Source organism: Shewanella sp. SM21 (genome assembly GCF_025654335.1).
Taxonomy (GTDB): Bacteria; Pseudomonadota; Gammaproteobacteria; order Enterobacterales; family Shewanellaceae; genus Shewanella; species Shewanella oncorhynchi.
Map to the genome: position 1 here is coordinate 326,668 of NZ_JAKKRL010000003.1, position 12,520 is coordinate 339,187.

Consider the following 12,520-nt stretch of genomic DNA (forward strand, 5'->3'; position numbering starts at 1 on the left):
TGCCATGCAGCGGGTAGCAAGAGCGGTTAGAATGGCATTTTTGCCTTGGAAACCTTATCGATATGACACAAGTACCGGAGCAACCTATTCAAAAACGCCAGCGTGGCAGACCAAGCCGTATTTCCCGTGAGGCTATCGCCAGAGCTGCGTTGGCGATTGGGGTTGATCAAGCGACTATCCCAGCTATAGCGGCGCATTTAAAGGTCGATCATTCTTCCCTCTACCATCACGTAGCAGGTCGAAATGATGTTATCTCCATTGCCGCTGAGCTTGCTATCAATGAGCTGGACTGGCGAGCGCCAGCGGCCACAGATTGGCGGAGCGAATTGATCATATTGACCGATGCCATTTGGACACTCTATGAGCGTCATCCTGGCCTCGCTGAGTCTATCCATCAGGCCAGTGTTACGCCGTCATCGGGTATACGTTCTTTTGCTGAATCGGTCGAAAAGCTGCAACGCAAAGGCTTCTCCCTCGATGAGGCTGTGCTTGCCGTTGATATCTTAGTTGACATGGTGGGGGAGTGCTTTTTGGGATGGTGGTCAACCACTAAACCAGAAGCCGATGGCCGGACACGTAAAGAGCGAATTATCGCAATTTGGGAAGATGAAGCCACCAAGCTCCCTGATAAAGCTGAGCAGATAAATGCGATGGTAGACATCATGAAGGTGGGCGCCCGCAAATGGTGGGAGCGAAAACGTGACTTAGTGTTAGCGGGTATTGCCGTTACCCATGCCCAAAAGGCAGGGGGATCTGATAAGGCTCAAACATAGCGCGTCGATATGAAAACCTCATAGCGGCTGCAGATTAGTACAAGATTTATTGCGTATAGGAAGTATCAGTTTGTGAAGGTGGTTTATGCACTGACGTGCTTTTTTGTGCTTTGTTTTGCCTCATTGCTGCTAGGCGCAAAGTATGCCTCTGTGGCGCAGATGCTGACGTTATCGGATGATGTCTGGTTGGTGTTATCTGCGAGTCGTCTGCCGCGGCTCTTTGCCTTGATTTGCTCAGGTGTAGGGCTCGCTGTCTGTGGCGTGATATTGCAGCAGATTGTGCAAAACAAGTTTGTTGAACCTGCTACTTGTGGCGGGCTTGATGCCGCTAAACTAGGCATATTAATTTCAATCATTCATGCCCCGAGTATGGGGGTCACCGCCAGAATGTTGGGGGCTTTAGTTTTTTGCCTGCTTGCGAGCTTAGCTTTTGTTCTGATTATTCGTGGTATTCGGTATAAGAGTCCGGTGCTCATTCCAATTATTGGGATTATGTTTGGCAGTGTACTCAGTGCGATAGCGGAACTTTATGCTTATCAAAACAATATGATGCAGAGTATGCAGGGATGGATGCTGGGTGATTTTTCAAAAATCGTGCAGGGTAACTACGAAATCATCTATCTGATCCTTCCCGTAGTCATACTGACCTACCTTTATGCACAGCGCTTTACCATTGTAGGAATGGGCGAAGGCTTAGCTACCACACTAGGTCTGAGTTATTTCAACCTAGTTATCTTAGGGTTAGTGCTGGTTTCCCTGACCATAGCGACCACAGTTATCACAGTCGGGAGCATTCCATTTATTGGTTTGATTATTCCTAATCTTGTCGCTATGCGTTACGGCGATAATTTAAAACGTACCTTGCCTATTATCGCCTTTGCTGGCGCAACACTACTGATTATCTGTGACTTGCTTGGTCGGCTTGTTTTGTATCCCTTTGAAATTCCTATAGGTCTAACAGCAAGCTGTTTAGGTGGACTCATATTTCTAGTTATCGTTTGGAAAATCAAATGAAAGACAGTGCATGGCGTTTTTTGAGCTGGGGGCTGCCTATTATGTTGGCAGTCACATTTTTATTGATGGGCTCAGGCTTTGATTTTGACTATGTCATACCGAATCGATTGGTGCGTTTGGGCACTATTTGCCTTGGTGGTGTCTGTATTGCGTTTTCTTCGATACTGTTTCAGACCTTAGCCGGAAATCGCATTTTAACGCCATCTATCATGGGGTATGAAGGGGTTTATTTGATTTTGCAGGCACTGTTGATCCTTATCTTAGGGACGGGCAGCAGTATTCTGATCACCGCTAACAGCAATTTCTTTGTCTCAGTCGTGGTGATGTTGCTTTACTCAATGGCGATTCATCGTTGGCTATTTACTGGAGATCGACATGATGTGTTCTTCCTACTGCTTGTGGGCTTAGTACTCACTGTGGTGTTAGGCAGTTTTACTCAGTTAATCCAATATTCTATCAGTCCCGGTGAGTTTTCTATTTTCCAGAGCTACAGCTTAGCGTCGTTCAACCGCGCTCAACCAGAGCAATTGCTTATCTCTATAGTGCTTGTCAGTGCCGTGTGTATTGCCGCTTGGAGAGTGCGTGCTGTGCTTGATGTATTACTGATGGGGCGGGAGCAAGCTATCTCTCTTGGTATTGATTATCAAAAAGTGGTGCGCCTGCTATTGGGTCTTATCGCGGTATTGGTCGCAATATCAACCAGTTTAGTGGGGCCGACTGCTTTTATGGGGATATTTGTCGCGAATATGGCCTATGCACTGGCAAGGCATCCATCACACTCATTTACCTTGATAACAGGGTGCGCTGTTGCTATCTCGGTTTTTCTGATCGCGCAAATGCTTGTTGAGCATCTGTTTAATTATCAAACCAGTGTTGGGCTGTTAATTAATCTATTTTGTGGCGCCTATTTCTTTGTCTTAATTCTTAAACCTCGGAGCGCAGTGTGATAACCGTCAATAACTTATATCAGTCTTATGGCGCGAAACCTGTGCTAAAAAATGTCACTGTACAATTTCCCGAACATCAGATGACTTCTCTCATCGGCCCCAACGGTGCCGGCAAAAGTACCTTACTGATGTCGATTGGTCGGTTACTGAATATCCAGCAGGGCGAGGTATTACTCAAAGGTACTGCTATCCACAATATTCCCTTGAAGGATTATGCCAAGCAAGTGGCAACCATGCGTCAGTTTAACAGCCTCAATTTACGCCTGACGGTCAGGGAGTTAGTGGCATTTGGTCGTTTTCCCTATAGCCAAGGGGCACTCACAAAGGAAGATCATCGCGCCATTGATGAAGCGCTGTCGTTTTTAGCTTTACAGTCATTAGCCAATGTATTTATTGATGAACTTAGCGGCGGACAACGCCAAATGGCTTTTCTGGCAATGGCGATTGCGCAGCAAACGGATTATTTATTGTTAGATGAACCGCTCAACAATCTGGATATGAAACATGCCGTTAGCATCATGCGGGCACTTCGCCATCTGTGTGACGATTACAAACGAACGGTAGTGTTAGTGGTTCACGATATCAATTTTGCAGCTAACTACTCCGACTATATTGTCGGTATGAAGCAAGGCGTTGTGCACTGCGCTGGACCCGTTGAAGAGGTCGTTACAGCACAAAGGTTAAAAGCCCTGTACGAACTGGATCTTGAGGTGCTGAAAACGAGTCAAGGAACAGTATGTAACTATTTCAACTTCAACTTACAAGGAGAATACAAGTGACGTCGAAATGTAGAAGTGGGACTAAAGTGATAGCGATTCTGTTATTTAGCTCGGCTTTTTTGCTGGCCTGCGACAATAAAACTGAATCAGTACAACTTGCATCATTGGATACGAGTGCTTCAACGGCTGAGTTGGATTTTGCCCCGATAGAGGTAGAGCATAAGCTGGGCACTACTGTTATTACAAAACGGCCAGTACGTGTTGCGGCCCTAGATATGAATGAAGTCGACTATCTCGAACAGTTGGGTATTCCCATTGTCGGTATGCCAAAGGATTTTGTTCCTTACTACCTGAAAGACTACAGCAACAATAGTGATATTGTTGATTTAGGTGCTATCGTTCAACCCAATATGGAACGTATTTATGCACTTAAACCCGATTTGGTGCTGATGTCATCCGTTCAAGCTAGTCATTATCAAGCGCTTTCCAATTTGGCTCCGACCATTCATTTGGATATTGATTACCAAGACAGCAACAGCGATTACTTTGATATAGTCAAACAGCACTTGTTGGTGCTGGGTAAATTATTCGATAAGCAAACCTTGGCAAAACATAAAGTGGATGAACTGGAAAGTAAGATCCAAGCCGCCAGAATGGTGATTAAGGACAGGCCAGAAAAAGCCTTGGTGGTGCTACATAATAATGGCGCTTTTCGATTTTTAGGTATTCGTTCTCGGTATGGGTTCATTTACAGTGCGCTAGGGGTTAAACCCGCTAGCTTGTCAGAGCAGATGGGATTACACGGTCAACCTGTATCAAGCGAGTTTATTCTTGAAAACAATCCCGACATCATTTACGTGGTTGACAGAACCGCAGTGATGGAGCGAAGCCCTGTATTGGATAAACAATCTATCGATAACCCTCTCTTGCGTGAAACTAACGCTTGGAAGACGGGGAATGTTATTTTTGTGGATCCCGAGGCTTGGTATATCACAGGTGCGGGCATAACATCCCTTAATATCATGATTGATGATGTGTTAAAGGGTTATGTAAAGTAGCTGGCTGCAAATAGTCTATGGACGGCATAGCTAATGACTCATGAGATAAGTTACCTCTTGTAACATTTAAGCCCTACGGCTTAGGTAAATCGGTTTGCAACTTTAGTAGTGCTTAACATACAATCGCCTGCCAAATTATCTGAGGAAGTAGGGTTTGAATAGTGTGATACAAACAAGACGCACCCTAGCGATATGGCTTGCTGCCATATTGGTGCTATTGTCTGTTGCCATTGCTGTTCACAGTGTTTCTCATGCTAGTGAAGACTCTAAGGCCAATTGTTCGCTGTGCTTACATCAGCACCAGTTGCAACATGCGCTAACCAGTACACCCTTTCATTTCCAACTCGCTCAACAGGGTTATATTTCGGTTGAGTTTCAGGCAGTTTCCTTTAAGCGACCTTTTAGTCGTTTCTTCAATAGTCGTGCTCCGCCCATAACAGCATAAGTTACTGTTTATTCAATTTATCTTAATTAACTTTGAGCGCCTTGGCTTAGCTAAGGCGCCTATGCTGTTTATTTTCGGAGTGAAAATGACTTCTTTTTATGTCCCTAAGCGCACTGCGCTGTTGCTGGGCGCCTTGTTTGTGCTCAATCCTATTTCAATGCTGTTGGCCGCAGAAAGCAGTCAATCGAGTTCACAAGCTATTGATACTATGAGTGACGCAGTGCTTGACACTGATATTGAACGTTTAAGTATCCACTATCGCCAAGCCTATCGTGGCAATGTGTCCTCAACTGAACTTCCCCAAGCGATCAGTGTGTTAGACGAGCAATTGATAAAAGACGCGGGGCTGACGCGGTTTCAAGATGTACTGGACTATTCTGCCAGTGTGGCGCGGCAAAACAATGGCGGTGGTTTATGGGATAGTTTTTCCCTACGCGGCTTTCCGGGCAACGAAAACATGCCATCGGGGTATTTAATCAATGGCTTTAATGGTGGCCGAGGTTTTAGTGGTCATAGAGATTTATCAAACGTTGCCTATGTCGAGATTTTAAAAGGCCCAGGTTCGGCACTTTATGGCCGCTCGGAGCCCGGTGGCACAGTTAATATCGTCACTAAGAAACCCCAATATGAAACTAGTGGTTATTTAAAAGCATCGGCTGGGAGTTTCGACCAATATCGGTTAGAAGGTGATGTGACCTCAGGTTTAACCGATAACTTGGCATTTCGGATTAATGGCGCTTGGCAGGAACACGATAGTTTTCGTGATTATGTGTTTAGCGATAAAAAAATCGTTACGCCGTCTGTGCGTTGGCAGATTTCCGAAAAAGCTTCCTTGCTGTATGAAATGGAATATCTCAAGCAGGAACGGCTATTCGATCGCGGCATTATTGTACTCAATAACGATATTAATACCGTTCCCCGCTCGCGTTATTTAGGTGAGCCTAATGATGGCGCAACGGAGGTGAATGCCACAGGGCATCAGCTGACCTATGACTATGAATTAAATGATGATTGGTCATTAACTGCTGGCTATAACTACCGAGACTCTAGCTTGAAGGGGTATTCGTCTGATGCTGAGTTAGCAAAAGGGCGGCAATCGCTATTTGATGATGGTCGCACGCTGACTAGGCAGCACAGATATCGTGACTACGCCTCTGAGGATAATTCCCTTCGTCTTGAATTAAGTGGTCATCTCGATACCAATTTTATTCGTCATAATTTGCTGCTTGGTGCCGATGCCTACCACTACAACCTGAAGACGGGGCTTTATCGCTATCGAGGCAAAAAAGGCGAATATGCGATTGATATTTTTGAGCTGCAATATGGCAGCGTTCAACCTGAGGTAAGTTTACTGTATGAGAATGAGGAAACTCAGAAGGCATGGGGCACTTATCTTCAAGATCAAATGGATTTAACTGAAAAGTGGAAATTACATCTAGGACTGAGGTTTGATAGTTATCAGCAGGACATTAGTGAAACGGCTAAAGAGACGCTATCGGAACAAACCGATAATCGAGTTAGCCCTAAAGTGGGTCTCGTGTATTTATGGTCCGATGCATTAAGTTTTTATAGTTCTTACTCTGAAGGATTTTTACCGCTTTCAGGAACTGACTATGCGGGGAATCCCTTTGAGGCTGAAGAAAGTCAATCTGTAGAGCTGGGCATGAAGTTTAATGCTGCTTGGCTTAACGACCTTGCCATAAATGGTAGTTTAGCCGTGTTTGATGCCAAAAAGAGCAATATTTTAACCTCAGATCCTGTGAATGTAGGGTTTTCGGCTACTTTGGGGGAAGCGAAAAGTACAGGACTTGAATTAGATATCGCGGCCGATCTGACTGAGTCATTACAAGGCAGACTATCCTATGCCTATCTTAATACGCGTACAGCCAACGATACTTTGAATCTTGACTTTGGCGTACAAATACCCGCAGGAAGTCCACTGGTTAACGTGCCTAAACAAACCGCAAGTATTTTGTTGAAACAAGATCTCAATGATTTTTCCATTGATGGGCATTTGGGATTAAGTTGGCGCTATATTGATTCGCGCCTCGGCGATTCTGCCGAACCTAGTTTTCAATTGCCTTCTTATCAGTTACTTGGGGTGTTTATGAACACCCACTTAAGCGACAACTTAAGCCTTGGAGTGAATCTGGATAACTTACTGGATGAACATTACATCGCGAGTAGCTATTCCGCTCTTTGGGCCGTGCCGGGTGAGCCACGTAGCATTAAAGTGAGTGTCAGCTATGAATTCTAATATCAGTGCTAATCCAGCGTTATCTTCAGGTTTTGCCGAGCAAGAATTGGGTCGTTCTATTGGCCGCACCCGGATTAATAGTATCGATATGATGCGCGGCGCCGTGATGCTTATCATGTTACTCGACCATGTGCGGGAGCGGTTTTTCTTTCACATGCAGGTGAGCGATCCTATGGATTTGAGTTCGACTTCTTGGGGGCTTTTTGTGAGTCGCTTTGCCGCCCATTTTTGTGCGCCAGTCTTTGTGTTCTTAACTGGGGTTTCTGCATGGCTTTATGCCAATCGTAGCCATGGCGAGCCACGTTCAGCACGTATGTTTTTGATTAAACGCGGGCTGTTTTTAATTGCGCTGGAAATTTTAGTGATTAACTTCTCTAACCTCTCTTGGATGGTCAGCTATTACACCCTTTGGTTACAGGTGATTTGGGTGATTGGTCTGAGTATGTTAGCGCTCGCTGCGCTGATAAACCTGCCTAGACCTTGGATGGCCCTTTTAGGATTTGCGATTGTTTTTGGCCATAATCTGTTGACGCCAATTGGTTTTCAGCCCAGTGAGTGGGCTTACGGTCTGTGGACCATATTGCACGACCGCGGTTATCTCGTCAGCGAAGGTGCGCTTAGGGTTAAGGTGAGTTATCCCGTGCTGCCTTGGATTGGGGTGATTTTACTGGGTTATGCTGTAGGGCCACTTTTTAGTAATAAGCCGAACGGAAGCCATCTTAATGCATCGGCTCGCCAGCAAAAGCTGTTGTTTTTAGGGATCAGCTGTTGGGTACTTTTTGCGGTGCTACGTGGGTTTAACCTTTATGGCGAAACCTTGCCTTGGCAGTCGGGGGCACATTTGGGTGAAACCTTGATGTCGGTATTTAATTTAACGAAATACCCGCCATCATTAAGCTTTTTACTGGTGACCTTAGGCGGCATGTTCTTTTGCTTAGTGGCCTTTGAGCGGTATTTTGCATCAAGTGGGAAAGTGGGTGGGAGATTAGCGCGAGTGGGCCATGGGTTGTCTGTGTTTGGCTCAGTCCCTATGTTTTTCTATATCTTACATTTGTACGTGCTGTTACTGCTTTATACTTTAGCGAAATTCATCTTTGGCGCAAACCATGGTGAGTACTTTGGCGTGAGCAATATAGGATGGGTTTGGTTCATTGCGGGCGTGTTAGCCATCGCGTTGTATTATCCCGTTAAGCGATTTAGCGAGTATAAAAAACACAGCACTCAGGCTTGGATTAAGTACCTCTAATCTATTCTGTTTGATCAAGCTTTAAAGGCAAAAGTCGCCAAGTGTTTACTTGGCGACTTTTTGCTTTGGTCAGAGCAATAATCTATTTAGCGATTATTCTGCGAGTAAGCTGCGTAACATCCAAGCGTTCTTCTCATGCAGTTGGATGCGCTGGGTGAGTAAGTCCGCAGTCGCCTCATCATTCGCTTGATTCACCAGCGGATACAAGGCTCTGGCATTGCGGATTACTAGCTCCTGATCGCTTAATAGTTCGCGTGACACCTTGATCTTCTTTTTATCTCGGTCAGCGCAGCATAAGCTGAATATGAACCGAGTGCTCTGGCGCCTAATGCACGTACACGCTCTGCGATAAGGTCGACCGCAAGGGCAAGTTCGGTATACTGCTGTTCAAATAGCAAGTGTAAGCTAGTGAACATTGGGCCAGTAACGTTCCAGTGAAAGCTATGGGTCTTAAGGTAAAGACTGTAGCTGTCAGCCAATAGTTGGTTTAGCCCTGCGGCGATTTCTTCTCTGTGAGCTTGATTGATACCTATGTTAATCATGGCGTTTTCCTTCTATTGTCTTACTGAGTATGTTTAGTCTAATCTTCTGATATTAAATGTAAAATGAGTAAATTAGATTTTGTAAATCTATAAATTCGATTGAACTTTCGAGTGTTAAATCTCGTAAGCGATAAAGCCAGATATCATCTCCTTTCGCCGTGCTGCAGTAACAATGCCATGGCAGAACTGCTATTCTAGCGGCATATTGTGAGTCGATACTTTAATTGAATAAAACTGACCCTAATGAATAAATCAGCCTATTTAACCGCCATGAATGTGACAACTTGGCGAGTGCGCGACACTAAGGTGAAACCTTATTTAGTGATTTGGGATGAAAATGGTGAGTTACCAGAAGCAGAGCCGCTTATTGACGCTGTGCTAACGCTTATCGACATAAAGCGTGACGAATGTGATTTTGACTGTGAGCCCCATACGGGGAAACAGATCGTTTGGGATCTGCGACGTCAAAAAGTTAGGCCACGTACCGCATGGTTAGTGTCTGAGCCGTTGGCCGATTTATTGGTGGGTTGGCAGGCTAAAAGCGCGCTCTGGCAGCAGATTTACCAATGGCGCGACCAAGTTAGCGGCCAAGCTCCAAGCAAGTCTTAAGCTTTACTCGTAAATACATTAATAACCAATACTTTGGAATACCAGCGTTGAACATCTCACCAGTAGATAGTCTATTCACAACACCATTCGCAGCACAATTGACAGCAGGTTTGCCTGTTGAGCTTGTGGCTCTCACGCTTGAAGATGTTCCCCAAATGGCGCAGCTTGAATCCTTGGCCCATAGCCATCCCATGAGTGAGGGGAATCTTGCCGATTGTTTTGGTCACTTGTACCGTGTCCTAGGTTTAAAGCTGAGAGCTCACTTAGATGTAGATGCAAATACTGAGGCAAATATTGACGTCGCTTCGGATTCAGATACTTATCACGTCGAAGGACTCTTAGGGTTTGCGATAGTGCAGCAAATTATCGATGAAGTGACTTTATTGGATATTTGCCTATTACCGAGTCAGCAGGGCAAAGGTTACGGTAAGTTATTACTCAAGGCTGTGATGGCATCGGCCAAGGTATCGGGCGCTGTGGTGCTTATGTTAGAAGTGCGAGAGTCCAATCTTGCCGCCCGTGCTTTATATCAACAGGCTGGCTTTATTGAATCGGGACGTCGTAAAGGTTACTACCCGATAGAGGGCGGTAAAGAAGATGCTATCTTGATGGATTTAGCGATAACCCAAGAATGAGTCGAGCATTAGCATTCATATCGAAAAACGACAGCTATACGAACCACTCTTCATAAACAACAGTCATAAACAACAGTCATAAAAAACAGCCAATAAAAAACAGCCAATAAAAAACAGCGCCTAAGCGCTGTTTTTCTATTTTAATAACCCTGAACTCTATATTACTTAAACTCAGCATCACCTGAAGTTTGCATAAAGTTTTCCGCATCTAAGCAAGAAGGTTATTTCACTTCTTTACCTTGGGCCTGCAAGTCTGCATGGTAGCTTGATCGCACTAATGGGCCACAGGCTGCATGGGTAAAACCTAACTCATCGGCTAAGGCTTTAAGCTCGTCAAACTCTGCTGGTGGCACATAACGTTCAACCGGCAAATGGAACTTAGACGGCTGTAGGTATTGGCCTAAGGTCAGCATTTCAACTTTATGTTCACGCAGATCACGCAGTACTTGAGCGATCTCTTCGTTGGTTTCACCCAGTCCCATCATCAGGCCTGATTTAGTGGGCACATTTGGATGACGTTCTTTAAAGCGTTTTAGCAGATCGAGCGACCATTGGTAATTCGCACCTGGGCGCGCTTTACGATAATGCATGGGCGCCGTTTCTAAGTTGTGGTTAAACACATCAGGCGGCTCAGTCGATAAAATATCTAAGGCAGCATCGATACGACCACGGAAATCAGGCACTAAGGTTTCGATCTTGATGTCCGGATTTAGTTTGCGAATTTCGCGAATACAATCGGCAAAATGCTGGGCGCCACCATCTCGTAAATCGTCACGATCTACAGAGGTAATCACCACATATTTCAGCTTCATATCGCGGATAGTTTGCGCCAATTTAACTGGCTCTTCAGCATCAGGCTTAAGCGGACGACCATGGGCCACGTCGCAGAATGGGCAACGACGAGTACAAATCGCACCCAAAATCATAAAGGTTGCTGTGCCGTGGTTGAAGCATTCCGCGAGGTTAGGGCAAGAGGCTTCTTCACAGACAGAGTGCAGGCCATTTTTACGCAGCGCTTGCTTGATGTCTAAAATGCGTTGATTCGATGCCGGCAGTTTAACCCGTAACCAATCGGGTTTACGCAACATAGTGTCGCGCTCTGATGGGACGATTTTGACAGGAATACGAGACACTTTATCGGCATCTCTTAGTTTTACTCCGGGTTGTAAACGTTCAGGCCTATTCATGACGCTGCTAATCCTTGATGATGAACTAGGTGTTGATAGCCCAGTAATTGGCTAAAAGTAATAGTAAGTTGCTCGCCCGCTTCAATCACGGTTTGTGGTCCGCCAAGTGCTTTGCATTGCACCATTTCAAGACCGGCATAACCGCAAGGGTTGATGCGGCGAAATGGAGCTAAATCCATATCGACATTAAGGGCTAATCCATGGAATGAACAGCCTTTACGAATGCGTAATCCGAGGGAGGCAATTTTACGTTCATCCACATATACGCCCGGCGCATCGGCCTTGGCATAAGCGTTAATGTCGTACTTGGCGAGCATATCGACAATGCTTTGCTCTATATGAGTAACGAGTTGACGCACGCCGACTTTACTACGTTTTATGTCGAGAAGAGGATATACCACTAGTTGTCCAGGGCCGTGGTAAGTGACTTGGCCACCACGGTCCACTTGGATCACAGGAATATCGCCAGCATTCAAAATATGCTCGCTTTTACCTGCTTGGCCTTGGGTAAACACGGGGGGGTGTTCTACTATCCACAGCTCATCTGGGCTCTCATTATTACGCGTGTCAGTGTAGTGCTGCATGGCATGCCACACTGATTCGTAATCTTGTTTTCCAAGATGCCGAATGTGCAAAGTCGTGTCTTGCAAGGGCAACCTCTCCCCTTAGAATTGAGTGGCGCTATTATACGCCTCTTGACCATAAATGTAAGACAGATCACATTTCATGGCCTTGAGGAATATTTATAGTACGCGGCGTACGCCTTCGATGGCGGCAAGTTCAGTGTACAAAATTTCGATATGGTCTTTGCTGGTCACTGTCACGCGGATAGTAATGGAGTGATAGCTACCTTTGCTCGACGTTTTTGTCGAAGGTGAATAATCACCCGGTGCATGTTTTTGTACCACAGCCACGACTTTGTCAGTTAGCGTTTCGTGGGCTTCACCGACGACCTTAAAAGGAAATGCGCAAGGGAAATCCATCAGTTCATCAAATTTAGTGTCTAACATACTCAGTACTCTTAGCGGCTATATTGGGATATATATGGTGGCGATTATACCCGATTCAAGGGCGATGCACTCCCCAAA

The 12,520-nt window shown here is 45.4% G+C and carries 13 protein-coding genes and 1 pseudogene; 10 read left to right on the forward strand and 4 right to left on the reverse strand.

Going from position 1 to position 12,520, the window contains the following annotated elements:
* The first annotated feature begins 62 nt into the window (after positions 1–62).
* The 8 genes from L5L94_RS05705 to L5L94_RS05740 all read left to right on the forward strand — a co-directional run bounded on the left by L5L94_RS05705 (position 63) and on the right by L5L94_RS05740 (position 8,459).
* On the forward strand, positions 63–773 hold the full coding sequence (locus L5L94_RS05705) for a TetR/AcrR family transcriptional regulator (protein WP_263161857.1): 711 nt from the start codon (positions 63–65) through the stop codon (positions 771–773).
* A gap of 72 nt (positions 774–845) precedes the next feature.
* On the forward strand, positions 846–1,787 hold the full coding sequence (locus tag L5L94_RS05710) for an ABC transporter permease (protein ID WP_317629630.1): 942 nt from the start codon (positions 846–848) through the stop codon (positions 1,785–1,787).
* Positions 1,784–2,734, forward strand: a complete 951-nt coding sequence (locus L5L94_RS05715) for an iron chelate uptake ABC transporter family permease subunit (protein WP_263161860.1) — start codon at positions 1,784–1,786, stop codon at positions 2,732–2,734. Before L5L94_RS05710 ends, L5L94_RS05715 begins: the two co-directional genes overlap by 4 nt.
* The gene (locus L5L94_RS05720; protein WP_131523218.1) at positions 2,731–3,513 is read left to right on the forward strand and encodes an ABC transporter ATP-binding protein; all 783 of its coding nucleotides are present in this window, start codon (positions 2,731–2,733) and stop codon (positions 3,511–3,513) included. Before L5L94_RS05715 ends, L5L94_RS05720 begins: the two co-directional genes overlap by 4 nt.
* Positions 3,510–4,511 (forward strand): siderophore ABC transporter substrate-binding protein, encoded by a 1,002-nt coding sequence (locus tag L5L94_RS05725; protein ID WP_263146849.1) that lies wholly within the window; start codon positions 3,510–3,512, stop codon positions 4,509–4,511. Before L5L94_RS05720 ends, L5L94_RS05725 begins: the two co-directional genes overlap by 4 nt.
* Before the next feature lie 154 nt (positions 4,512–4,665).
* On the forward strand, positions 4,666–4,956 hold the full coding sequence (locus L5L94_RS05730) for a DUF2607 family protein (protein ID WP_028761491.1): 291 nt from the start codon (positions 4,666–4,668) through the stop codon (positions 4,954–4,956).
* An 85-nt stretch (positions 4,957–5,041) separates the two neighbouring features.
* Positions 5,042–7,213 carry a TonB-dependent siderophore receptor gene (locus L5L94_RS05735; protein WP_263161865.1) on the forward strand — a complete coding sequence of 724 codons (2,172 nt, stop codon included), beginning with the start codon at positions 5,042–5,044 and terminating at the stop codon, positions 7,211–7,213.
* Positions 7,203–8,459 carry a DUF1624 domain-containing protein gene (locus L5L94_RS05740; protein ID WP_263161868.1) on the forward strand — a complete coding sequence of 419 codons (1,257 nt, stop codon included), beginning with the start codon at positions 7,203–7,205 and terminating at the stop codon, positions 8,457–8,459. Before L5L94_RS05735 ends, L5L94_RS05740 begins: the two co-directional genes overlap by 11 nt.
* 93 nt (positions 8,460–8,552) lie before the next feature.
* On the opposite strand, the pseudogene dpsA reads toward L5L94_RS05740, so the two are convergent.
* Positions 8,553–9,001 (reverse strand): annotated as a pseudogene (gene dpsA / locus L5L94_RS05745) (DNA starvation/stationary phase protection protein DpsA).
* Between the two features lie 243 nt (positions 9,002–9,244).
* On the opposite strand from dpsA, the gene L5L94_RS05750 reads away from it, so the two are divergent.
* Together L5L94_RS05750 and rimI are read left to right on the forward strand one after the other, a co-directional pair.
* Positions 9,245–9,610, forward strand: coding sequence for a hypothetical protein (locus L5L94_RS05750; RefSeq protein ID WP_263161870.1), 366 nt, complete (start codon positions 9,245–9,247; stop codon positions 9,608–9,610).
* A gap of 47 nt (positions 9,611–9,657) precedes the next feature.
* Positions 9,658–10,245 (forward strand): ribosomal protein S18-alanine N-acetyltransferase, encoded by a 588-nt coding sequence (rimI, locus tag L5L94_RS05755; RefSeq protein ID WP_411569217.1) that lies wholly within the window; start codon positions 9,658–9,660, stop codon positions 10,243–10,245.
* 221 nt (positions 10,246–10,466) lie between these two features.
* On the opposite strand, the gene lipA is transcribed toward rimI, so the two are convergent.
* The 3 genes from lipA to ybeD all read right to left on the reverse strand — a co-directional run bounded on the left by lipA (position 10,467) and on the right by ybeD (position 12,442).
* Positions 10,467–11,432 carry a lipoyl synthase gene (gene lipA, locus L5L94_RS05760; protein WP_028761485.1) on the reverse strand — a complete coding sequence of 322 codons (966 nt, stop codon included), beginning with the start codon at positions 11,430–11,432 and terminating at the stop codon, positions 10,467–10,469.
* Positions 11,429–12,082, reverse strand: coding sequence for a lipoyl(octanoyl) transferase LipB (gene lipB, locus L5L94_RS05765; RefSeq protein WP_263140066.1), 654 nt, complete (start codon positions 12,080–12,082; stop codon positions 11,429–11,431). Before lipB ends, lipA begins: the two co-directional genes overlap by 4 nt.
* Before the next feature lie 93 nt (positions 12,083–12,175).
* On the reverse strand, positions 12,176–12,442 hold the full coding sequence (ybeD, locus tag L5L94_RS05770) for a DUF493 family protein YbeD (RefSeq protein WP_006082758.1): 267 nt from the start codon (positions 12,440–12,442) through the stop codon (positions 12,176–12,178).
* Positions 12,443–12,520 lie beyond the last annotated feature (78 nt).